This is a genomic window from Nocardioides sp. Soil796 (genome assembly GCF_001429525.1).
Classification (GTDB): domain Bacteria; phylum Actinomycetota; class Actinomycetes; order Propionibacteriales; family Nocardioidaceae; genus Nocardioides.
Genome location: NZ_LMSQ01000017.1, coordinates 373,990 through 394,450, shown reverse-complemented (window position 1 = coordinate 394,450; position 20,461 = coordinate 373,990). Strand labels below are relative to the sequence as shown.

Annotated in this window: 25 protein-coding genes; 9 read left to right on the top strand and 16 right to left on the bottom strand. The window is 69.5% G+C overall.

All coding sequences use genetic code 11. The features are described 5' to 3' along the window. Positions 1-7 precede the first annotated feature (7 nt). Entirely contained in the window at positions 8-994 is a 987-nt protein-coding gene (locus ASH02_RS08915) for a carbohydrate kinase family protein (RefSeq protein WP_056679159.1), read from the bottom strand. A gap of 64 nt (positions 995-1,058) precedes the next feature. Here ASH02_RS08915 and ASH02_RS08910 point away from each other — a divergent pair, with 64 nt between their 5' ends. Further along, positions 1,059-1,277: a hypothetical protein gene (locus ASH02_RS08910; RefSeq protein ID WP_057294614.1), complete on the top strand. Its 219-nt coding sequence runs from the start codon at positions 1,059-1,061 to the stop codon at positions 1,275-1,277. Positions 1,278-1,459: 182 nt separating this feature from the next. Here ASH02_RS08910 and ASH02_RS08905 read toward each other — a convergent pair whose 3' ends face one another. Next, positions 1,460-1,822: a HesB/IscA family protein gene (locus ASH02_RS08905; protein ID WP_056676544.1), complete on the bottom strand. Its 363-nt coding sequence runs from the start codon at positions 1,820-1,822 to the stop codon at positions 1,460-1,462. A gap of 158 nt (positions 1,823-1,980) precedes the next feature. Here ASH02_RS08905 and ASH02_RS08900 point away from each other — a divergent pair, with 158 nt between their 5' ends. Next, positions 1,981-2,775, top strand: coding sequence for a hypothetical protein (locus ASH02_RS08900; RefSeq protein ID WP_057294613.1), 795 nt, complete (start codon positions 1,981-1,983; stop codon positions 2,773-2,775). 24 nt (positions 2,776-2,799) lie between these two features. Here ASH02_RS08900 and ASH02_RS08895 read toward each other — a convergent pair whose 3' ends face one another. Then, positions 2,800-3,885: a glycerate kinase family protein gene (locus ASH02_RS08895; RefSeq protein WP_057294612.1), complete on the bottom strand. Its 1,086-nt coding sequence runs from the start codon at positions 3,883-3,885 to the stop codon at positions 2,800-2,802. A 99-nt stretch (positions 3,886-3,984) separates the two neighbouring features. Between ASH02_RS08895 and ASH02_RS08890 the strand changes: the two genes are divergently transcribed. Genes ASH02_RS08890 through ASH02_RS08880 form a run of 3 tightly spaced genes read left to right on the top strand, consistent with a single transcriptional unit; the run spans position 3,985 to position 6,461 of the window. Further along, on the top strand, positions 3,985-4,884 hold the full coding sequence (locus ASH02_RS08890; protein WP_057294611.1) for a GNAT family N-acetyltransferase: 900 nt from the start codon (positions 3,985-3,987) through the stop codon (positions 4,882-4,884). A gap of 49 nt (positions 4,885-4,933) precedes the next feature. Beyond that, positions 4,934-6,106, top strand: a complete 1,173-nt coding sequence (nadA, locus tag ASH02_RS08885; protein ID WP_056676532.1) for a quinolinate synthase NadA — start codon at positions 4,934-4,936, stop codon at positions 6,104-6,106. A gap of 7 nt (positions 6,107-6,113) precedes the next feature. After that, on the top strand, positions 6,114-6,461 hold the full coding sequence (locus ASH02_RS08880; RefSeq protein WP_056676530.1) for a zinc ribbon domain-containing protein YjdM: 348 nt from the start codon (positions 6,114-6,116) through the stop codon (positions 6,459-6,461). A 76-nt stretch (positions 6,462-6,537) separates the two neighbouring features. Here the strand turns inward: ASH02_RS08880 and ASH02_RS08875 are convergent, their stop codons facing one another. The 6 genes from ASH02_RS08875 to ASH02_RS08850 form a co-directional block, all read right to left on the bottom strand. Then, positions 6,538-8,070 (bottom strand): flotillin family protein, encoded by a 1,533-nt coding sequence (locus ASH02_RS08875; protein ID WP_057294610.1) that lies wholly within the window; start codon positions 8,068-8,070, stop codon positions 6,538-6,540. 34 nt (positions 8,071-8,104) lie between these two features. After that, the gene (locus ASH02_RS08870; protein ID WP_057294609.1) at positions 8,105-8,593 is read right to left on the bottom strand and encodes an NfeD family protein; all 489 of its coding nucleotides are present in this window, start codon (positions 8,591-8,593) and stop codon (positions 8,105-8,107) included. 164 nt (positions 8,594-8,757) lie between these two features. Then, positions 8,758-9,354, bottom strand: coding sequence for a PspA-associated protein PspAB (pspAB, locus tag ASH02_RS08865; protein WP_056676519.1), 597 nt, complete (start codon positions 9,352-9,354; stop codon positions 8,758-8,760). Position 9,355: 1 nt separating this feature from the next. Continuing rightward, positions 9,356-10,291: a zinc metalloprotease HtpX gene (htpX, locus tag ASH02_RS08860; RefSeq protein WP_082563511.1), complete on the bottom strand. Its 936-nt coding sequence runs from the start codon at positions 10,289-10,291 to the stop codon at positions 9,356-9,358. 10 nt (positions 10,292-10,301) lie between these two features. Next, entirely contained in the window at positions 10,302-10,580 is a 279-nt protein-coding gene (pspAA, locus tag ASH02_RS08855) for a PspA-associated protein PspAA (RefSeq protein ID WP_056676517.1), read from the bottom strand. Beyond that, positions 10,577-11,362 carry a PspA/IM30 family protein gene (locus tag ASH02_RS08850; RefSeq protein ID WP_056676513.1) on the bottom strand — a complete coding sequence of 262 codons (786 nt, stop codon included), beginning with the start codon at positions 11,360-11,362 and terminating at the stop codon, positions 10,577-10,579. Before ASH02_RS08850 ends, pspAA begins: the two co-directional genes overlap by 4 nt. Before the next feature lie 162 nt (positions 11,363-11,524). Here ASH02_RS08850 and ASH02_RS08845 point away from each other — a divergent pair, with 162 nt between their 5' ends. Next, entirely contained in the window at positions 11,525-12,115 is a 591-nt protein-coding gene (locus ASH02_RS08845; protein ID WP_056676510.1) for a DUF3043 domain-containing protein, read from the top strand. Positions 12,116-12,122: 7 nt separating this feature from the next. Further along, positions 12,123-12,965: a hypothetical protein gene (locus ASH02_RS08840; protein WP_056676507.1), complete on the top strand. Its 843-nt coding sequence runs from the start codon at positions 12,123-12,125 to the stop codon at positions 12,963-12,965. On the opposite strand, the gene paaE is transcribed toward ASH02_RS08840, so the two are convergent. The 5 genes from paaE to paaA are packed head-to-tail and all read right to left on the bottom strand — an operon-like array spanning position 12,953 to position 16,554. Then, a complete protein-coding gene (gene paaE / locus ASH02_RS08835) occupies positions 12,953-14,011 on the bottom strand; it encodes a 1,2-phenylacetyl-CoA epoxidase subunit PaaE (RefSeq protein WP_056676504.1) in 1,059 nt (352 codons plus the stop codon). The genes ASH02_RS08840 and paaE overlap by 13 nt on opposite strands. After that, positions 14,011-14,529, bottom strand: a complete 519-nt coding sequence (paaD, locus tag ASH02_RS08830) for a 1,2-phenylacetyl-CoA epoxidase subunit PaaD (RefSeq protein WP_235530024.1) — start codon at positions 14,527-14,529, stop codon at positions 14,011-14,013. Before paaD ends, paaE begins: the two co-directional genes overlap by 1 nt. Then, positions 14,526-15,269, bottom strand: coding sequence for a 1,2-phenylacetyl-CoA epoxidase subunit PaaC (paaC, locus tag ASH02_RS08825; RefSeq protein WP_056676502.1), 744 nt, complete (start codon positions 15,267-15,269; stop codon positions 14,526-14,528). Before paaC ends, paaD begins: the two co-directional genes overlap by 4 nt. Continuing rightward, complete coding sequence (gene paaB, locus ASH02_RS08820; RefSeq protein ID WP_056676499.1) at positions 15,266-15,547, bottom strand: 1,2-phenylacetyl-CoA epoxidase subunit PaaB; 282 nt, start codon at positions 15,545-15,547, stop codon at positions 15,266-15,268. Before paaB ends, paaC begins: the two co-directional genes overlap by 4 nt. Beyond that, positions 15,544-16,554 (bottom strand): 1,2-phenylacetyl-CoA epoxidase subunit PaaA, encoded by a 1,011-nt coding sequence (paaA, locus tag ASH02_RS08815; protein ID WP_235539017.1) that lies wholly within the window; start codon positions 16,552-16,554, stop codon positions 15,544-15,546. Before paaA ends, paaB begins: the two co-directional genes overlap by 4 nt. A gap of 97 nt (positions 16,555-16,651) precedes the next feature. Here paaA and ASH02_RS08810 point away from each other — a divergent pair, with 97 nt between their 5' ends. After that, entirely contained in the window at positions 16,652-17,197 is a 546-nt protein-coding gene (locus tag ASH02_RS08810; RefSeq protein WP_057294608.1) for a GNAT family N-acetyltransferase, read from the top strand. A gap of 104 nt (positions 17,198-17,301) precedes the next feature. On the opposite strand, the gene ASH02_RS08805 is transcribed toward ASH02_RS08810, so the two are convergent. Then, positions 17,302-18,894, bottom strand: a complete 1,593-nt coding sequence (locus tag ASH02_RS08805) for a M4 family metallopeptidase (protein WP_235539016.1) — start codon at positions 18,892-18,894, stop codon at positions 17,302-17,304. A 200-nt stretch (positions 18,895-19,094) separates the two neighbouring features. Further along, a complete protein-coding gene (gene dapB, locus ASH02_RS08800) occupies positions 19,095-19,838 on the bottom strand; it encodes a 4-hydroxy-tetrahydrodipicolinate reductase (RefSeq protein WP_200950054.1) in 744 nt (247 codons plus the stop codon). A gap of 95 nt (positions 19,839-19,933) precedes the next feature. On the opposite strand from dapB, the gene ASH02_RS08795 reads away from it, so the two are divergent. Next, the gene (locus tag ASH02_RS08795; RefSeq protein WP_056676488.1) at positions 19,934-20,449 is read left to right on the top strand and encodes a class I SAM-dependent methyltransferase; all 516 of its coding nucleotides are present in this window, start codon (positions 19,934-19,936) and stop codon (positions 20,447-20,449) included. Positions 20,450-20,461 lie beyond the last annotated feature (12 nt).

The following is a 20,461-nucleotide window of genomic DNA, read 5'->3' as shown; positions in this document are numbered from 1 at the left end:
GTCTTCGCTACGCGTGCAGGGTCTGCAGGTGCGGGTCGATGTCCTTGACCGCCTCGGCGCCGTAGGTGTCCTCGCAGCGCTTGAGGAAGTCAGCGCGGGAGAGGGTGTACTCCTGCGTGCCGACCTGCTCGACCACATAGACAGCCAGCAGGCAGCCCAGCTGCGCGGCCCGCTCGGTGCTCAGCCCCCAGGTCAGGGCAGCCAGGAAGCCCGCGCGGAACGCGTCGCCGACGCCGGTGGGCTCCACCTTCTCGATCTCGGGAACGGCCGCGACCACGATCGACTCGGCGCCCTGCTGGTCGATGCGCACGCCCTCGGCGCCGAGGGTGACCACCCAGGTGCCGACCCGCTCGAGCACCTCGTCACGCGACCAACCGGTCTTCTGCGTGATCAGGGTGGCTTCGTACTCGTTGGAGAAGAGGATGTGCGCGCCGTCGATCAGCTGGCGGATCAGCGGGCCCTCACCGAAGGCGAGTTGCTGGGACGGGTCAGCCACGAACCGGTAGCCGCGGGTGCGGCACTCGTCGGTGTGGCGGAGCATGCCCTCCGGGTCGTCGGGACCGACCAGCACGTAGTCGGGGTCGCCGACCCGGTCGACGATCGGCTTGAGCTCGATCTCGCGGGACTCGCTCATCGCTCCGGCGTAGAAGGACGCGATCTGGGCGTGCGAGGAGTCGTTGGTGCAGACGAAACGTGCGGTGTGGCGGGTCTCGGAGACGTGCACCGAGTCGCAGTCGACCTGGTGCCGCTCGAGCCAGGCGCGGTAGTCGGCGAAGTCCTCACCGACCGCGCCCACGAGCACCGGGCTGAGGCCGAGGTTGCCGAGTCCGAAGCAGATGTTTGCCGCGCAGCCTCCCCGGCGAACCTCGAGGTCCTCGACGAGGAACGAGACGCTCAGCTTGTCGAGCTGGTCGACAACCAGGGAGTCCGAGAACCTCCCCGGGAACGACATCAGGTGGTCGGTGGCGATGGATCCGGCGATGAGCAGCGACATGCTGCCGAACACTACCTGTCGGTACAGCTGGGTGTACCCCGTGGTAACGAATATCGTCGTTTGCATGAGCCAGTTCGCGAGCCTTCGACTCCCGTACGCTGACCCGTCGACCCCTCACGAGATGTACGCCGACTGCCAGCTCGTCGGCGACCAGTTGCGCCTCCCGGTGACCCGCACCTCGCAGGTGCCCGGCCGCCACGTCGCCGAGCACAAGCCCACCACGTGGCAGGTCTCCGACAAGGCCGCCGCCCTGGCAGGTTCACTGCACCTGCACCTGAGCTGACCGAGCCAACGGGCGCACTCCCTCCCTCTTGTGCGTCCGTTCCGGCGAGCGCGTCCCTCCCTCTTGCGCGCTCGTCAAGCCCCTTGGGCACAACGAAGCCCCTGCCGGTTCCGGCAGGGGCTTCGTCGTATGTGTTCAGTGGTGCCTGTCGCCGACCTGTCAGCCGACGAGCGGGCGCTCGCTCAGTGGAACGAGTCGCCGCAGGCGCAGGAGCCGGTGGCGTTGGGGTTGTCGATCGTGAAGCCCTGCTTCTCGATGGTGTCGACGAAGTCGATCACGGCACCGTTGAGGTAGGGGACGCTCATCCGGTCGACGACGACGGAGACACCGTCGAAGTCGGTCACGACGTCACCGTCGAGGGTGCGCTCGTCGAAGAAGAGCTGGTAGCGCAGTCCGGAGCAACCGCCGGGCTGCACGGAGATGCGCAGCGCGAGGTCGTCGCGACCCTCCTGGGCGAGGAGGGACTCGACCTTGGACGCGGCGACCGGGCTCAGGTTGATCTGGTCGGTGCGGTGCTCGGTGGCGGTTTCGACCTGCTCGGTCATCTCAGCTCCCAAAAGTTCGTGGCGTGTTACTCATGCAATGGTCGCACATCCGCGGTTATTCCCCAGAACTCCGGCCGACCGTGAAGGAAGTCACACGATCCGCAGCAGAAAGGCGCGCGTTCAGCCTGGCTTCAGCAACGAGGGCGCAGGATGGGGACATGAAGATTCCGGCAATCCTCGCCGGCAGCGCCGTACTCCTGGTCGCCGCTGCCTGCGGCACGCATTCCGACCCGGTGAGCTCGGACGACAACACCACCACACCCGCCCCGGGCACGTCCTCGGCCACACCCGGCGAGCGACGGGGACTCCCCGCCACGCCACTGACCCGAGTCGACCCGACGGCGTTCGTGACGGGCGTCGACAATCCCTTCCTGCCGCTGGAACCCGGCACGGTGTGGACGTTCCGGAGCAGCAGTCCCGACGAGGAGACACGAATCGTCACGACGGTGACGGACCGCTCCCGAGTCGTGCAGGGGGTGCGCTGTGTGGTGGTCCACGACGTCGAGAGCACCCTGGACGGCGAGGTCCTCGAGGACACGTGGGACTGGTACGCACAGGACGTCGACGGCAACGTCTGGTACTTCGGCGAGGACACCACCGCGTACGAGGACGGCACCTCCAGCAAGGAGGGGTCGTGGGAGACGGGGGTCGACGGGGCGCAAGCGGGCATCGTGATGCCGGCGGACCCGCAACCCGGCGACGAGTACGCCCAGGAGTTCTACGCCGGTGAGGCCGAGGACCGCGGCCAGGTGCTCCGTGTGGACGGCCGACACCCCCAAGTCCCGGCGACGTACGGCGCACTGGTGGTCACCCGCGACACCACGCCCCTGGAGCCGAAGCTGGTGGAGCGCAAGTACTACGCACGCGGGGTGGGTGTGGTGCACGAGGAGACCGTCCGGGGCGGACGGGAGAGCGTCCGGCTGGTGTCCGTTCGCCCGAACAGCTCGACCTGACCCCTGTCGTCGGGCGGCAGGGCGTCACCGCGACCAGGTGCGGGCGGTGCGTTCGGCCAGCGTGGCCAGCGACCCGGCGGGGTCCGCGAACGACCTGTCCTCCCCCACCAGGTCCACCATCGAGTACGCCGACTCCACGCCCAGAGCGCGCATCTCGCGGGAGCCGACCAGCACCTGTCCCGCGAGGGCGATGCAGGGCCTCAGGGCGTGGGCGGCCACCTCGGCGACGCCGTACGGCACCTTGCCCGAGCGGCTGGAGAAGTCGAAGGCGCCCTCGCCGGTGATCACCAGGTCGGCGGCGGCCGCGCGGGCGGCCAGGTCGACGGCGTCCCCGACGAGCCCGATCCCGGCCGTGCGGGACGCCCCGAGGAGCATCAGCGCGTAGCCCAGCCCTCCGGCAGCGCCGGCGCCCTTCTCCAGGGCCAGGCGCCGGTCGGCGACGGCGGCGAACTCCTCGAGGATCCCGTCCACCGCCGGCAGCCGGTCCTCGGCGAGGCCCTTCTGGGGGCCGAACGTCTTGGTCGCGCCGAACAGACCCGTCAACGGGCTGTCGACGTCGGAAGCGGCGACCAGGGTGACCCCGACGAGGCGGTCCTTCGCACCGGTCAGGTCCAGCCGGGTCAGTCCGACCAGGCCGTGCACGCCCTGGTCGAGGGGCTCGTCGGCCGACGCACCCAGTGCGGCGAGCAGGCCGGCGCCGCCGTCGTTCGTGCCGCTCCCGCCGAGTCCGACCACGATCGTGGTGGCTCCCGCGTCCACGGCGCGTGCCAGCAGCTCCCCGACGCCGTACGTGCTGGCCTTCTCGACGTCGCCGTCACCGATGAGGTGGAGGCCGCACGCGTGGGCACTCTCGACGTACACCGTGCCGCCGACCTCGAGGAGCGTGGCCGGGGTGGGCTCCCCGAAGGGGCCGCGTACGGTCGCGGCGAGCAGCTCGCCACTCAGCGACGCCTGCAGTACGTCGACGAAGCCCGGGCCGCCGTCGGCCATCGGGCACAGGTCGAGCTCGTCGTCGGGTGCGTGGCGACGCCAGCCGTCGGCGATCGCCTGGGCTGCCTCCACGGCGGAGAGGGTGCCGGCGAACTTGTCGGGGGCGATGAGCACGCGCATGCACCTCATCCTGCCGGTCCCCCGCAACGTCCTGCACCCCGGCTGCCCCGGCAACCCCGACGCAGGACGTCCGGCCCGATGTCCTGCAGAGTGGTCCCCATGCCAGCCAGTTCGCAGGACGTCCTGATCAGGCCGCTCCGGTACGACGACGTCCCCGTCGTCGAGCGCCTGTCGGCCGAGGGCTTCCACGCGCTCGACCTCGAGACCTACCCGCGCGGCTGGCCGGACCCGCAACTGCGTGCCCCGGACCGCGGGTCGCGCTGGGTGCAACGCACCCGGCACCTGCTCGAGACCGACCCGGCCGGCTGTTGGGTGGCCACCCACGGAGACGACGTCGTCGGGTTCGCCACCTCGTTCACCCGCGAGCTGATGTGGATCCTGTCGTCGTACGTCGTCCGGCCGGGGTTGCAGGGACGGGGCATCGGAGCGCAACTCCTGGCCGCGGCGCTGCAGCACGGCGACGGTTGCCTGCGCGGCATGCTCGCGGCCTCCGACGACCCGAAGGCGCTGAGGCGCTACCGCGTGGCCGGGTTCGAGATGCACTCCCAGATGTTGTTGCACGGCGAGGTCGACCGTTCGGTCCTGCCGGTGATCGAGCGGGTGCGCGAGGGCTCGATCGGCGACCGGGACCTGCTCGACTCCATCGACCGGCAGACCCGCGGTGCCGCGCACGGCCCCGACCACGAGTACCTCACCGACGACTTCCGCCTCGTCGTGACCGAGCGAACCACCGGCTCGGGCTACGCCTACGTCGACCCGAACGGTGCGCCGGTCCTGCTCGCCGCGACCAATCGCCGTACCGCCTCGGACCTGATGTGGGAGGCGCTCGCCTCGTCACCGCCCGGCGCCAAGCTCGAGATCGGGCACATCACCTCGGCGAACCACTGGGCACTCGACGTCGGGCTCGCCGCGCGCCTGTCGATCCATCACCGCGGCTATCTGATGGTGCGGGGCATGAAGCCACCCTCGCCGTACCTGCACCACGGCTCCCTGCTGTGAGGCTGAGATCGGTGCGTCCGGGCTCAGGGCCGGGGCATAGGATTGCCGCATGAGCACAGTCGAGTTGCCCCTCCTGCCGCTGGGCATGGGCAAGGACCTCTCCTCCGAGCGGGGCGTCGAATGCCCGGGCGACCTGCCGGCGGCCTCCGACCCCGATCTGGTCGCACGCGCCCGTGCCGCCAAGGAAGCGCTCGGGAACAAGGTCTTCATCCTGGGCCACCACTACCAGCGCGACGAGGTCATCGAGTTCGCCGACGTCACCGGCGACTCGTTCAAGCTGGCCCGCGACGCGGCCGCGCGGCCGGAGGCCGAGCACATCGTCTTCTGCGGCGTGCACTTCATGGCCGAGTCCGCCGACATCCTCACCGCGCCGAACCAGAAGGTGATCCTGCCCGACCTCGCCGCCGGCTGCTCCATGGCCGACATGGCGCGCCTCGGCCAGGTCGAGGATGCCTGGGACGCGCTGGCCGACGCCGGTGTCCAGGACCAGGTCGTGCCGATCACCTACATGAACTCCAGCGCCGACATCAAGGCGTTCTGCGGCAAGTTCGGCGGCGCCGTCTGTACGTCGAGCAACGCCGATGTGGCACTCGACTGGGCCTTCGAGCAGAAGCCCGACGCGAAGGTGCTGTTCTTCCCCGACCAGCACCTCGGCCGCAACACCGCCGTCCTCAAGCTCGGCATCCCGCTCGAGCAGTGCGTCGTGTGGAACCCCTTCAAGCCCAACGGCGGCCTGACCGCCGAAGAGCTCCAGAACGCGAAGATGATCCTCTGGAAGGGCCACTGCTCGGTCCACGGCCGGTTCAGCCCCGAGGTCGTCGACGAGCTGCGCGCCAAGGACCCGGACGTCAAGATCCTGGTGCACCCCGAGTGCAAGTACGAAGTGGTCACCAAGGCTGACCTCGTCGGGTCCACCGAGTTCATCATCAAGACCATCGAGGCGGCGCCTGCCGGTTCGAGCTGGGCGATCGGCACCGAGCTGAACCTGGTCAAGCGCCTGGCCGACGCCCACCCCGACAAGAAGATCGCGTTCCTCGAGAAGACCGTGTGCTTCTGCTCGACGATGAACCGCATCGATCTCCCCCACCTGGTGTGGGCGCTCGAGTCGCTGGTCGCCGGCAACGAGGTCAACGTCATCGAGGTCGAGGCCGAGACGGCACGACTGGCCGACATCGCGCTACAGCGCATGCTCGACCTGCCCGGCAAGTCACACCGCGACTGAGGGCGAGATGAGCGGCTCCCTTCCTCCCTGCCCGAAGTGCGCCTCGGAGTACACCTACGAGCTCGGCAGCCTCATGGTGTGCCCTGAGTGCGCCCACGAGTGGTCGCCCGAGGAGGCAGCCGCCGAGGCCGAGGCCGCAGTGATCAAGGACGCCAACGGCACACCCCTGGCCGACGGCGACACCGTCACCGTCATCCGTGACCTCAAGGTCAAGGGCTCCTCCACCTCGATCAAGGTCGGGACCAAGGTCAAGAACATCCGCCTCGTGCAAGGGGTCGGCGACCACGACATCGACTGCAAGGTCGACGGCTTCGGGCCGATGCAATTGAAGTCCAGCGTGGTCAAGAAGGGCTGACCCGCTCCCCGACGTACGACGCACGGGTCCCGGCCGCCAGGAGGCAACCGGGACCGAGTGCGTCAGTGCTGCGGGATCAGGCCTCGTCGGCGGGTACGACGGCCTGGCCGGGCCCACCGTTGCGCTCGGCGCGGAGGCCGGCACCGCGATCGGCGAACCCTTCGAGCATGTTCTGCAGGTCGACACCGGTGGTGTTCTTCAACAGCTCCATGGTCTGGAAGATGTTGTTGGTGACCTGCTTGGGCAGCTCGCCGGCGCCGTCGGTGGAGATCACGGTCAGCTTGTCGATCGCGGCCATGGGCGCGGCGACCTCGTGCGCGACCTTGGGCAGGATCTCGATCAGCATCTGCAGGACGGCAGCGTCGTTGTACTGCGCGAACGCCTCGGCCTTCTTGTTCATAGCCTCGGCCTCGGCGTTGCCGATCGCGAGGGTCGATGCGGCCTGGGCGTCACCTTCGGCGCGTAGTGCGTCGGCCTCGGCGATACGGCGGGCCTTCTCGGCCTCACCGCGCTTGGCACCCTCGATGGCCTCGGCCTCGGCCAGTGCCTCACGACGTGACTTCTCACCGACACCCGTCAGGCGGTCGCGCTCGGCCTCTGCCTCGGCCTTGGCGATCGCGGCGACCTTGGCGGCGTCGGCGTCGAAGACCTGGGAGTTGCGACGACCCTCGGCCTCGGTCTCCACGCGGTAGCGCTCGGCGTCGGCGGGCTTGCGGACCTCGGTGTCGAGCTGGCGCTCCTTCAGGGCGGCCTGGCGGACGGCGACCTTCTCCTGCTCGGCGAGGATCGCCTGGTCGCGATCGGCCTGGGCCAACGGGCCGGCGGCCGCGGCCTGGGCACTGGCGGCGTCGGTCTCGGCCTTGATCTCGGCGGTCTGGAGGGCCAGCTGGCGCTGGGCGATGGCGATCTCCTGCTCGGCGGCCAGCCTGGCCTGCTCGGCAGCCTGGCGGGCCTCGGCCTCGGCGATGGAGGCGACCTGGTTCAGCTTGGCGGCCTCGGGCCGGCCGAGGTCGGCGAGGTAGGAGCCGTCGTCGGTGATGTCCTGGATCTGGAACGTGTCGAGCACCAGGCCCTGGCCGGTCAGCGAGGTCTCGGACTCGTCGGCGACGCGCTGCGCGAACGCGGCCCGGTCGCGGATGATCTGCTCGACCGACAGGGACCCGACGATGGAGCGCAGCGAACCGGCGAGGGTCTCCTGCGTGAAGGTCTCGATCTCCTGCTGCTGGGTGAGGAAGCGCTGGGCCGCGGCACGGATGGAGTCCTCGTTGCCACCGACCTTGACGATCGCAACGCCCTCGAGGTTGAGCTTGACGCCCTGCCCCGAGATGGCGCCCTTGATCTGCACGAAAAGGCGACGCGACGAGAGGTCGAGGGTGTGTGCCTTCTGCACGAACGGGATCACGAAGACACCGCCACCCATCACGACCTTCTGGCCGGACAGGTCGGTGGAGACCTGGCCGGTCTCGGGGTTCTTCACCGCCTTGCCCTTGCGACCGGTGACGATGAAGGCCTCGTTGGGGCCGGCCACCTTGTAGCGGGTGGTGATCAGGGCGCCCAGAAGGACGACGAGGACGATGATGCCGACGACGGCAAGCAGGATCGGGGACATACAGGAGCTCCTGGCTCGGGTGGAGTGGTGGTGTTCAGCCCCGGCGCTCGACGAGCACCGAGGTGGCGGAGAGGACTGCCGTGATCGTGACCGGCGTACCTGCTGCCAGTGGGGCCTCCGAGCGGGCGTTGAGCTTGGTGATGTGGCCCGACGCCACGATGCTCACCTCGCCGTACCCGTTCTCGGGGATCGCGCTGATGACCGTGGCCGGCTGGCCGGTGAGGTCACCCGTGCGGACGTTCGCCTCGTCGCCGCCCTGCTTCAGCTGGTACGACGCCCAACCGGCGCCGGCTCCGACGACGAGACCGGCCACCAGGCCGACGCCGATGGAGAGGCCCATGTTGTCGCTCTGCGCGTAGGAGATGGCTCCCCCGAACCCGAAGGCACCCAGGAACCCCGCCATCGCGGCACCCGAGAACAGGTCACCCCCGAAGTCGAGCAGCCCGTCGAGGAGGTCGCCGACGATCAGCGAGAACAGCAAGAGCGCGATGCCGACGGCACCGATGAGAAGGAACGCGATCACGCGGTCCACCTTTCCCCGTTGATGTGGGCGTAACCCTAGTGGGCCGGGTCAGTTCGCGGACGACATCGGTCAGAACGGCGCAACGATCCACGGTTCGAAGCGCAAGAACCCACGGTTCGCGCATCAAGGTCCGCGAACCGTGGGTTGTTGATGCGGTTGTGCGGCTAGAGGCCGGGGGCGCCCCAGACGGCGAGCCAGCGCTGGAGGTCCTGCTCCATCGGCAGCTCGGCGGCGAGCTGGTCGCGGATCTGGATCTCGAGCAGGTTGTCGCGCCGCTGCTGGCCCGAGCCGTCGCCACCAGAGCCCGGCTCGGGAGCGAACGGGTAGAACGTGCCCTGCTTGTAGAGGTAGACCAGGCCGGCCCTGCGGCCCGAGGCGTCGGCGAACGCGATCAGCGAGCACAGCAGCCCGCTGCCGAAGCCCTGCTCCTCGAGGATGGTGTTCACCGCGTGCAGGTCGGTGCACAGGCCCGCGGTGTCCTGGGGGTCGCGCTGGGCGACCAGCCAGGTGAACCCGAAGGAGTCCTGGGTGACCTCGACGTCGGGGGCATCGGGATTGTCGTTGAGCAGCGCGACGATGTCGGCCTGGGTCTGCGCGAACGCGGCACCGGTGGCCCCGCGGAAGCAGACCGAGCCACTGCCGGTCGGAGTGAGCCCGGCCGCGGTCTGCAAGGTGATCGCCGCCGAGGGCACCATGAACAGCGCGTCGAGCTGCGCCTTGGTCGTCTTCGAACGACCGAGGATCGAGTTCCAGAGCCCCATGTCAGCCCATCGGGCGGCCGAGCTCGGCCTGGATCTTGGCGAGCTGCTGGAGGCGCTGCTCGAGCGGCGGGTGGGTCGAGGTCAGGGTCTTGAGCGACACACCGCTGATCGCCGGGGCGATGAAGAACGCGTTCATCGCGCTCGAGGAACGCAGGTCCTTCTGCGGGATGGCGGACATCTCGCCGGTGATCTTCTGCAGCGCCGAGGCCAGCGCGGCCGGCTTCATGGTCAGGTAGGCGCCGGCACGGTCCGCACACAGCTCGCGATAGCGGGAGAGCATGCGGGTCAGCACGAAGCTGACTGCGTAGACGACCAGGCTGACCACCAGCGCGATGAGGTACGCCGGCAGCGCGCCGTTGTTGTTGTTGCGACCCCGGCCGCCGAGGAGCGACAGCCCGCCGTACTGAGCGGACTGGGTGAGCATGCCGGCCACGATGCCCGCGGACGAGGCCACGGTCATCACCAGGACGTCGCGGTGGGCCACGTGGGAGAGCTCGTGGGCGAGGACACCCTCGAGCTCTTCGGCGTTGAGCGTGCGCAGGATGCCCGTGGTGACGCACACGACCGACCGGTTGGGTGAGCGTCCGGTCGCGAAGGCGTTGGGGATGTCCATGTCGGCGATCCCGACCCGGGGCTTGGGCATGTCGGCCATGGCACAGAGCCGGTCGATCATGCCGTGCAGCTCCGGGGCCTCCTCGGGAGAGACCTCACGGGCCCGCATCGCCCGCATCGCCACCTTGTCCGAGCTCCACCACTGGTAGAACGCGATGCCGAGGCCCACGATGCCGATGATCGGGATCAGGCCGGAGTTGCCCGACCCTCCGGCCACCGCCATCAGCGTGACCATGAACGCCACGAACAGGGCACCGAGCAGGAACATGGTCAGGGTCATCCGTGCGGTGAGACCACGGTCCTTGATGAAACGAGAGTGCGCCACGGGAGTCTTCTCAGCCGGGGATCAAGCCGTCGTCGGAGAGCTGCTCGCGCACTTCCTCGAGGGTGGCGTCGGCCGGCGGGAGCACCACGTCGGAGACGTCGATCGCCTCCGCGTCGTGAGGAACGCCGACCGTGCGTACGACGCCCAACAGCTCGGCGAGGGCAGCGGTGAACGCGTCGGTGTCGTCGGCCTCGACCGCGGCCTCGACCTGGGCGTCGAGCGCGTTGAGGCGGTCGACGGCGTTGTCTGAGACGTCGTACTGGCCCTCGCCCAGGATGCGGACGATCATGACTGGGCCTCGTTGGTGCCTTCGACCTTCTGCGTCTCGGGCTCGAGGATCGCACCCTGGTCGGGAGCGTCGATGGCCTGTGGAGCACCGCCACCCTTGAGCGCGGCGAGCTCGGACTCGACGTCGGCCTGCGAGCTCATCGCGTCGAGCTCGCGGGCGATGTCGTCGTTGCCGCCCGGGTTGGACACGTCGTCGAGGGCACCGCTGGCGATGAGCTCGTCGATCGCGCCGGCGCGGGCCTGCATGTTGGCCGTCTTGTCCTCGGCACGCTGGATCGCCATGCCGACGTCGCCCATCTCCTCACCGATGCCGGAGAGTGCCTCGTTGATCTTGGTCTGGGCCTCGGCAGCGGTGTAGTTGGCCTTGATCGTCTCCTTGCGGGTGCGGAAGGACTCGATCTTGGCCTGGAGCCGCTGCTGCGCGAGCGTCAGCTTCTCCTCCTCGCCCTGGAGGTTGGCGTGCTGCGTCTTGAGGTCGGTGATCTGGCCGTTGAGGGCCGACTTGCGGGTCAGCGCCTCGCGGGCGAGGTCCTCGCGACCCATGTCGAGGGACTTCTGCGCCTGGGTCTGGAGCTTGGCCTGCTGCTGCTCGAGTTGGTTGACCTGCAGCTCGACACGCTTGCGGCTGGTGGCCACGTCGGCGACACCTCGGCGCACCTTCGAGAGGAGCTCGAGCTGGCGCTGGTAGCTGTAGTCCAGCGTCTGGCGCGGGTCCTCGGCGCGGTCGAGTGCGCTGTTGGCCTTGGATCGGAAGATCAACGTGAAACGCTTCCAAAGGCTCATCGGATGCGGCCCCCTCTGGGTCTGCTCGTCGCCTGGGGCGACCTGACGGTGATGGTCGAGTGCTTTCCGCTCAACCCTAGGCCCAAACACAAGCGTGGGCGAGGGACGGGGTGCCGGTAGTCTGGGCAGGTCACCGCAAACCACTCGCCGAAGGCAGCCCCGTTGTTCCGTCGTAGCTCCAAGGACTCGCCCGACTCCCCCGAGTCGCCCGAGTCCCGTCCCGGCTCCAAGGGCCGTCCCACTCCCACGCGCAAGGAGGCAGAGGCGGCCGCCCGGGCGCGGGCCAAGCTCCCCAAGGACCGCAAGGCCCAGGCCCGTCGCCAGCGCGAGCTCCGCGTCGAGTCCAGCCGCAATGTGCGCGCAGCGCTGAGGTCCGGCGACGAGAAGAACCTGCCCCCGCGCGACCGCGGACCGGTGAAGCGGTTCATCCGCGACTTCGTCGACTCCCGCATCGGGTTCTCCGAGCTGCTGGCGCCGATGCTGATCATCATCATGATCATGGGCTACGGCCTCTTCGGCTCCGGGGGCATGGCCCTGGCCAACTCGCTGTGGTTCACCACGCTGGTGCTGGTCGTCCTCGACATCCTCTGGATGCGCCACCGGGTCCGCAAGCAGGTGGTCGAGCGGTTCCCCGACGAGTCGCTCAAGGGCGTCACCTGGTACGCCGTGATGCGGTCGGTCAACATGCGCTTCCTTCGGCTCCCCAAGCCGCAGGTGAAGATCGGGCAGGCCCTCCCCGAGCACTACAGCTGAGCTCGAGGTGGCGATCGGCCTCACTGCCGCCCTGGTCTCGGCTGCGCTCTTCGGCGTGGCCGCGGTCTGGCAGGCGATGGCCGTGCGCGACCACGAGGCCGAGACCCGGTCGGCCGTCGCATTCGTGGGCATGGCCCTGACCACTCCCCTGCTGTTGCTGGTGATCGGGGCCTATCTGGCCGGTTTCGTGCTGCACGCCGTGGCCATCTGGACGCTTCCCCTCTACCTGGCGCAGGCCACGATCTCGCTGTCGATGCCGGTCACCGCGATCATCTCCGCGCACCGGCTGCACGAGCCGCTCGGAGCGTTCGGCTGGGGCGCGGTCGCGGCGGTGACCGTCGGCATCGGAGTGGTGGCCGCGGGCGCCGGCGCACCGGGCGAGACGACCAGCGGCTGGCTCCTTCCCGGAGTCTCCTGGGCCATGGTCGTGGCTTGCACGGCTGTCGGGCTGTGGCTCCTGCGCCGCGGCGGACACACGCGCATGGTGCTGCTCGGCCTCGTTGCCGGTTGCGGGTACGCCGGCTCGGCGATCGCCGTCCGCGGCGTCACCGGGTCGATCTCGCCCGAGGTGATCACGGTCGCCCTGGCGGTGCCCACCCTGGGCGCGGTCGCGTTCTGGCTCTACTCGGTCTCGCTCGAAGGCGTGGCCGTGACGACGTCGACGGCGGCCCTGATCGTGTCCGAGACACTGGTGCCGGCCCTGGTCGGCGTGGCGTTGCTCGGTGACGGCGTACGACCCGGCTGGTGGCCGGCGGTCGCCGCCGGGTTCGCGCTCGCGATCGGCGGTGCGGTCGCGCTGGCCCATCCGGGCCGGGTGCCGATGGTCGGCCAGGCGGCTCAGGCGTCGTAGTCGAGGACCAACTCGGGCGAGGTGGGGTGCGACTGGCAGGTCAGCACGTAGCCCCGGTCGACCTCGTCCTGCTCCAGCGCCCAGTTGGTGTCCATGGTCACCGTGCCGGTGACGACCTTGGCGCGGCAGGTGCCGCAGACTCCCCCGCGGCACGCGAACGGCGCATCGGAGCGCACCTTCAACGCCGCCTCCAGCACGGGCACTCCGCCCCCGGCGAGGTCGAACGTCGAGCTGCGACCGTCGAGGCGCACCGTCACCCGCGACGTCTCACCGGTGCCGGAGGACTCCTCCGCGGCACGCGAGCGCGGCACGGGGTCGGCATGGAAGAGCTCGGTGTGCACCGTCTCGGCGCCTGCTCTCGCGAGCTCGTCGCGCAGCTCGGTGACCATCGCGTGCGGCCCGCAGAGGAACCACTCGTCGACCTCCTTGGCGGGCACGACCCGGTCGAGCAGCCGGTGCAGGCGATCGGCGTCGAGCCGGCCGGAGAGCAGCTCGACCTCCTGCTCCTCGCGGGAGAGCACGTGCACCACGCGGAAGCGGGTCAGGAAACGGTCCTTGAGGTCGTGGATCTCGTCGAGGAACATCACCGAGCGGTGGTCGCGGTTGGCGTAGACCAGCGTGACCGCGGCGCCCGGCTCAGACTCCAGCAGGGCTGTCACGATCGAGAGCACCGGGGTGATGCCCGAGCCGGCCGCGATCGCCGCGTAGGTGCGTGGCTCGTCGCTGCCCGCCGGGGTGAACCGGCCGGCCGGGGTCATCACCTCGAGGGTGTCGCCCACCTGCAGCCGGTCGAGCACGGCGCCCGAGAAGGCACCGTCGGCGAGCCGCTTGATGCCGACCTTCAACGTGCCGGTGGAGGGCGACGTACAGATCGAGTAGCTGCGGCGTACGCCGTCCTCGCAGTTGATCGTGAGGTGCTGCCCGGGAAGCCAGGTGTAGGCGTCACGCAGCTCGTCCGGCACCTCGAAGGTGAGCGAGACCGAATCGTCGGTCAGCGGCTCGAGGGCCGCCACCTTCAGGGGATGGAACGAGGCGTGCGCCGGCATCAGATCGCCTTGAAGTGGTCGAACGGCTCGCGGCACTCGGAGCAGACCCACAGGGACTTGCAGGAGGTCGAGCCGAAGCGGCTGCTCTCGCGGGTCCGCGGGCTGCCGCACTGCGGGCAGCGCACGGACAGGGTCAGGCCCACCACGTCACGCGGGCCGGGCGGGGCGATGCCGTGGTCGGCGAGCTTGCGGCGGCCGTCGGCGGTCATCCAGTCGGTGGTCCAGGCGGGCGCGAGGACGAACTCGACGTCGACGTGCAGGAACCCGGCTCCTGTCAGAGCGGCGACGATGTCCTCGCGGATCGTCTCCATGGCCGGACAGCCGGAGTACGTCGGGGTGATGCGGACGTGCACCGACCCCTGGTCGTGCTCGGTCACGTCGCGGAGGATGCCGAGGTCGGCGATCGTCACGACCGGGAGCTCTGGATCGGGGACGGCGGCGGCGATCGCCCAGGCACGGCCGTGCGGGCGGTCGAGAAGAGCTCCGTGTGCGGTGTGCTGCGTGTGTGCGGTGATCACCAGTTGACTCCCGGGTGCGAGCGGTGGAGGTGTTGCATCTCGGCCAGGAGATATCCCATGGCCTCGGTGTGGCGCCCGAGCCGCCCCTTGCTGTATGCCGACGTCGTGTCCGGCACGTTCAATGTGGCCTGGTGGAGCACTGCCTCCAGGCGTTGTTCGACCGGTCCTTGCAGCCCGGAGGGATCGACGGCCACGCCGTCGGCCACCAGTGAGTCGTCGAGGAACTCCGTCTCGAACAGCTCGGCGCGCCACGGCCACTCGGCGTCGACGGCGGCCTGCATCCGCGCATGCGACTCGTCGGTGCCGTCGCCGAGCCGCAGCACCCAGTGGGTGGCGTGGTCGACGTGGTAGGCGGTCTCCTTGACGGCCTTGGCCGAGATGGCGGCCAGCATCGCGTCGGAGCTGCCGGAGAGTGCGGAGTAGAGCTCGTGCTGCCAGGTGCTGAAGACCAGCATCCGTGCCATCGCCACCCCGAAGTCGGCCTGCTCGCGCTCGACGAGGCACACGTTGCGGAAGTCGCGCTCGTTGCGGAGGTAGGCCAGGTCGTCCTCGCTGCGGCCGGTCGCGGCACCGGCGAGGGACAGCAGCGCACGTGCCTGGCCGAGCTGGTCGAGCCCGATGTTGGCCATCGCCACGTCCTCCTCGAGCTGCGGCGCACGGCTGATCCACCACCCGAGGCGCTGGGAGGAGATGAGCGCGTCGTCGGCGAGGGCCAGCACGTAGGCCGTTGGGGTGCTCATAGGTGCTGCACACCCTCTGGGACGTCGTAGAACGTGGGGTGGCGGTAGACCTTGTCGCCGGCCGGGTCGAAGAACGCGTCCTTCTCGTCGGGGCTGCTGGCCTCGATCGCCGAGGCCGGGACCACCCAGATTGACACGCCTTCCTGACGTCGGGTGTAGACGTCACGGGCGTTGCGCAGGGCCATCTCGGCATCGGCGGCGTGCAGGGACCCGGCGTGCACGTGGGACATGCCGCGGCGGGACCTGATGAAGACCTCCCAGAGGGGTTCCTGGCTCATGCCGCCCCCTCCTGTGCGTGGCGCGCGGCCTGCTTGTCGGCGTACGCCGCAGCAGCCTCACGCACCCAGGCGCCGTCCTCGTGGGCCTTGACCCGGTGGGACAGGCGTTGCTCGTTGCACGGGCCGTTGCCTCGGATGACCTCGAAGAGCTCGGTGAAGTCGACCGGCGTGAAGTCGTAGTGGCCGCGCTCCTCGTTCCAGCGGATCGCGTCGTCGGGAAGGGTCAGCCCGAGCGCCTCGGCCTGCGGCACGGTCATGTCGATGAACCGCTGGCGCAGGTCGTCGTTCGAGAAGCGCTTGATGCCCCACGCCATCGACTGCGCCGAGTTGGGGGAATCGTCGTCGGGAGGCCCGAACATCATCAGGCTGGGCCACCAAGTGCGGTTGACGGCGTCCTGGGCCATCGCCTTCTGGGCCTCGCTGCCGTGGGAGAGGGTGTGCAGGATCTCGAAGCCCTGGCGCTGGTGGAAGGACTCCTCCTTGCAGACCCGCACCATGGCGCGCGCGTAGGGGCCGTAGGAGCAGCGGCACAGCGGCACCTGGTTGACGATGGCCGCCCCGTCGACCAGCCAGCCGATCGCGCCGATGTCTGCCCAGGTCAGGGTCGGATAGTTGAAGATCGAGGAGTACTTCTGCCGCCCACTGTGCAACTGGTCGAGCAGGTCGGCCCGGTCGACGCCCAACGTCTCGGCGGCGGCGTAGAGGTAGAGCCCGTGTCCGGCTTCGTCCTGCACCTTCGCCATCAGGATCGCCTTGCGGCGCAGGCTGGGTGCCCGGCTGATCCAGTTGCCCTCGGGCTGCATGCCGATGATCTCGGAGTGCGCGTGCTGGGCGATCTGGCGGACCAGAGTCTTGCGGTAGCCCTCGGGCATCTCGTCGCGGGGCTCCACCCGGCCGTCGGTCTCGAGGAGCGCGCGGAAGGAGGCCGGCTCGTCAGGACGGTCCGCGGTGACCGGGGTCGGCTGCTGCTCGGGGGTGGTGAAGTCGTTGCCGTACACGTCACCCACGGTAACAGCGCATGTTACAAATGCGCGCATTTCTGGTGTCTGCGTGTAACAGGGGTCCAGCCGAGGCATTGACGAGTCCTCCTGACACGATGACCCCATGAGCTCCCCCACCGCAGACGTGTCCGTCCGTGTCGCCTGGGCCGACGACGCCCCCGGCATCGCCGGGGTGCAGGTCCGCGGCTGGCGGACGGCGTACGACGGGGTGCTGCCCACTGACGTGCTCGACGCGTTCACGCCCGACGAGGTGGCCGCCGCCTGGCGCGAGTCACTCGGCCGCCCGAAGGATGCCCGCAACCGTGTGCTCGTCGCGCTCGAACGCAACCGGATCACCGGATTCGCGGTCGTCTCCCCTGCCGGGGACCCGGACTGCGACCCGATCGCCGACGGCGAGGTCGCGGAGTTCGTGGTCGACCCCGACGAGCTGGGCAAGGGCCACGGCTCGCGCCTGATCCAGGCCTGCGCCGACACGCTGCGGGCCGACCGGTTCCAGCGTGCTGTCAGTTGGGTCAACGCCACCGACGACGCGCACCGCGCCTTCTTCGAGAGTGCCGGCTGGGCGCCGGACACTGCGCACCGCGAGCTCGACCTGCACGGCGACGGCAGCGTCACGGTCAAGCAGGTCCGACTGCACACCGCCCTCTAGGGCCTTGCACGTTTCCCCGGTGTACCGGGGAAACATGTACTCCCCACGTCAGATTCGCCGTGGGGAGTACATGTTCTGCCCGGGGAGTGAGCCCGGGCGTGTGCTCAGCCGACCGAGACGGCGCTCCAGGCTGCGGCCACGGTGTTGTACTGCGCGCTGCCCTGGCCGTAGAGGTCCTTGGCGGCGTTCAGGGTGGCGGTGCGGGCCTGGGCGTACGTCGTGCCGGAGGTCATGTAGACGTCGAGCGCACGGAACCAGATCTTGGCGGCCGCGTCGCGACCGATGCCGGTGATCGTGGACCCGTTGCAGGTCGGCGAGTTGTGCGCCTTGCCGCCGATCGTCTTCGCGCCCGAACCCTCGGCGAGCAGGTAGAAGAAGTGGTTGCCCACGCCCGAGGAGTAGTGCACGTCGAGGTTCTTCGTGCCGGTGGTCCAGCAGTCCTGCGAAGCGCCGTCACTGCTCGGCTTGTCCATCCGGCGGAAGCCGGCGTGGTTCTTCAGGTCGAACTGCTCACCGATGAAGTAGTCACCCGGGTCGGCCGAGTTGGCGGCGTAGAACTCCACCATCGTGCCGAAGATGTCGGACGTCGCCTCGTTGAGGCCACCGGACTCCCCGGAGTAGGTCAGGCCGGCGGTGTGCTCGGTGACGCCGTGCGACATCTCGTGACCGGCCACGTCGAGCGCCACCAACGGGCCGAACTCGACACCGTCGCCGTCGCCGTACGTCATCTTCTCGCCGTCCCAGAAGGCGTTCACGTAGCCGTTGCCGTAGTGGACCCGGCTCGGGGCACCCGTGCCGTTGCCGAAGATGCCGTTGCGGCCGTGGACGTTCTTGAAGTAGTCCCAGGTCTTCGCGGCGCCGTAGACCGCGTCGGCGGCGGCGCTCTGCCGGTCTGAGTTGGTGCCGTTGCCGAACGTGTTGTCGGGACTGTTGATGGCGGTGCCGTTGGTGCAGCCGATGCCGAGCAGGGTGCAGAGGACGGAGTCCTCCTTGTTGCCCATGTCGGTGGTCTTGGAGTTGCCGTGCACCGGGTCGGTGAGGGTGTACGTCGACCCCGACAGGGTCACCGGGATCGTCACGTCGCCGCTGTAGAGCGTGTCGCCGTGGCCGTCGACGTTGACGATCTCCTGCTCGGTGCGGAGCACCTTGCCGGTCTTCGCGTCGACGTACGTCGCGAGGCGGCTGGGCGTGCCGTCGGCCTGCAGGCCGGAGCTCATCACCCGCCAGGCCAGGCGCGGGTTGGCCAGGGTCGCGTCGACGAGCAGGGTCGCGTTCCCCTGCTGCTTGACCTTGCTGATCGTGCGGCTCGCCTTGCTGGTCAACGACAGTGCTTCGGCGCGTGCGGCCGGCACGACAGGAGTGACGTCGAGCCCGAGTGACGTGCGGAGGGTCTGGCTCACGCCGACCAGGTCACCGGAGGCGGCCTGGTGGACGACGAGGTCGCCACCGACCACGGGCAGCCCGTGGTAGGTCCGCTGCATGCGGACGTGGGTCGTGCCGTCGGCGTCGACGATGGTGCGGCCGACCTGGAAGGCCTGGCCGTCGGCCGCGCGGGCAGCGCCGGGGTGGGCGTTGAGCGCCCCGACGGCGTCGTCCTTCTTGGGCTGGGGCGCCTCGGCTCCGGCCGGGACTGAGAAAGCAACACTGGTGGCGAGGGTGGCCAGGCCGAGCGCTGCCCATGCTGGGGTGATTCGCATGTGGTTGAGCCTTTCGTGCATCTCGGGGTCTCCCTCCCCAACGCAGACCCTTTCATTACCGAGAGGTAACCCGAAAGGGCTCACGGCCTGCAATTTGTTGCAACTTTCCACCGGACGGAAAGGTGCAGACGGCACCGTCGCAGATCGGGCCGCCTCGTCGCAGCGGCCTTCGGACGCCGACCCGGGGCCCGGTCCAGGGCTCAGTCGAGGTCGAGGAAGTGCTCGAGCCCGACGGTCAGTCCGGGTCGCCCGGCGATCGCGCGCAGGCCGGTCAGCACGCCGGGACTGAACGAGGCCCGGTCCATGGAGTCGTGCCGGATGGTCAGGGTCTCCCCCGGACCGCCGAGGATCACTTCCTGGTGCGCGACCATGCCACGGATGCGCAGGCCGTGCACGCGGACACCGTCGACGTCTGCGCCGCGCGCCCCGTCGAGCGAGGTGGAGGTGGCGTCGGGCATCGGCGCCGACCCGGCCTCGCGCCGCGCCGCCGCAATGAGTTCCGCCGTACGGCGTGCCGTGCCCGAGGGCGCGTCGGCCTTGTCGGGGTGGTGCAGCTCGACGACCTCGACGGACTCGTAGAACGGCGCGGCAGCCGCGGCGAACCGCATCATCAGGATCGCGCCGATCGAGAAGTTGGGCGCGATCAGGACGCCGGTGCCGGGCGATGCGGCCAGCCAGGTCTCCAGCTGGGCAAGGCGCTGGTCGTCGAAGCCCGTGGTGCCGACGACGGCATGGATGCCGTGGTCGATGCAGAACTCGAGGTTGTCCATGACGACGTCGGGGTGGGTGAAGTCGACGACGGCCTGCGCCCCGGCCTCGACCAGGGCCGCGATGTCGTCACCGGCGTCGATGCCGGCCACCAGTTCGGTGTCGTCGGCAGCCTCGACCGCCCGGCAGATCTCTGCCCCCACCTTGCCTCGCGCGCCGAGCACGCCCACCCTCAATTTCGTCGCTGTCACGGGGGCAAACCTACGCGACGCGATGTCCGACAGGGGGAGGGTGGCGACGAATGGGCACGGGTAGTGGCAGGCTTGACCCCATGGTGCTGCAGACGATCCCCGCGCGAATTCGGTGGGCGGTGGACGTGATAGATGTCCAACCGGGCGACCAGGTCCTCGAAGTCGGGTGCGGACAAGGCCAGGCGGCCGAGCTGATCTGCAGCCGACTCGAGACCGGGAAGCTGCTTGCGATAGACCGTTCCGAGTCTGGCGTCGACCGCACCAAGCGACGCTGCGCGAACTACATCACCTCCGGACGACTCGCCGTACGACACATCGACCTGGCCACCCTCCGGGTGCCGGTGAAGCGCCTGGACAAGGTCTTCGCGTTCAACGTCAACCTCTTCTGGGTGCGCGACTGCCAGGACGAGCTGGCGTTGCTCCACGAGCGGCTCTCCACCGGCGGCACCCTCGCCCTCTTCTACGACGCAGCCCGCCCGGAACAGCTGCCCACCGCCCTGGAGAAGGCTTCTGCGGCCCTGGTCCAGGCGGGCTTCCGGGTCGGTGTCGTCGAGAGCAAGAACCCGGCCGTGGTCGGCCTGCTCGGACGTCGCTGACATAAGCCAGCA

Coding starts and splice junctions, on each gene's coding strand:
- ASH02_RS08915 (WP_056679159.1), bottom strand. CDS start 994: ATGTCGCTGCTCATCGCCGGATCCATCGCCACCGACCACCTGATGTCG.
- ASH02_RS08910 (WP_057294614.1), top strand. CDS start 1,059: ATGAGCCAGTTCGCGAGCCTTCGACTCCCGTACGCTGACCCGTCGACC.
- ASH02_RS08905 (WP_056676544.1), bottom strand. CDS start 1,822: ATGACCGAGCAGGTCGAAACCGCCACCGAGCACCGCACCGACCAGATC.
- ASH02_RS08900 (WP_057294613.1), top strand. CDS start 1,981: ATGAAGATTCCGGCAATCCTCGCCGGCAGCGCCGTACTCCTGGTCGCC.
- ASH02_RS08895 (WP_057294612.1), bottom strand. CDS start 3,885: ATGCGCGTGCTCATCGCCCCCGACAAGTTCGCCGGCACCCTCTCCGCC.
- ASH02_RS08890 (WP_057294611.1), top strand. CDS start 3,985: ATGCCAGCCAGTTCGCAGGACGTCCTGATCAGGCCGCTCCGGTACGAC.
- nadA (WP_056676532.1), top strand. CDS start 4,934: ATGAGCACAGTCGAGTTGCCCCTCCTGCCGCTGGGCATGGGCAAGGAC.
- ASH02_RS08880 (WP_056676530.1), top strand. CDS start 6,114: ATGAGCGGCTCCCTTCCTCCCTGCCCGAAGTGCGCCTCGGAGTACACC.
- ASH02_RS08875 (WP_057294610.1), bottom strand. CDS start 8,070: ATGTCCCCGATCCTGCTTGCCGTCGTCGGCATCATCGTCCTCGTCGTC.
- pspAB (WP_056676519.1), bottom strand. CDS start 9,354: ATGGGGCTCTGGAACTCGATCCTCGGTCGTTCGAAGACGACCAAGGCG.
- pspAA (WP_056676517.1), bottom strand. CDS start 10,580: ATGATCGTCCGCATCCTGGGCGAGGGCCAGTACGACGTCTCAGACAAC.
- ASH02_RS08850 (WP_056676513.1), bottom strand. CDS start 11,362: ATGAGCCTTTGGAAGCGTTTCACGTTGATCTTCCGATCCAAGGCCAAC.
- paaE (WP_056676504.1), bottom strand. CDS start 14,011: ATGCCGGCGCACGCCTCGTTCCATCCCCTGAAGGTGGCGGCCCTCGAG.
- paaC (WP_056676502.1), bottom strand. CDS start 15,269: ATGAGCACCCCAACGGCCTACGTGCTGGCCCTCGCCGACGACGCGCTC.
- paaB (WP_056676499.1), bottom strand. CDS start 15,547: ATGAGCCAGGAACCCCTCTGGGAGGTCTTCATCAGGTCCCGCCGCGGC.
- ASH02_RS08810 (WP_057294608.1), top strand. CDS start 16,652: ATGAGCTCCCCCACCGCAGACGTGTCCGTCCGTGTCGCCTGGGCCGAC.
- ASH02_RS08805 (WP_235539016.1), bottom strand. CDS start 18,894: ATGCGAATCACCCCAGCATGGGCAGCGCTCGGCCTGGCCACCCTCGCC.
- ASH02_RS08795 (WP_056676488.1), top strand. CDS start 19,934: ATGGTGCTGCAGACGATCCCCGCGCGAATTCGGTGGGCGGTGGACGTG.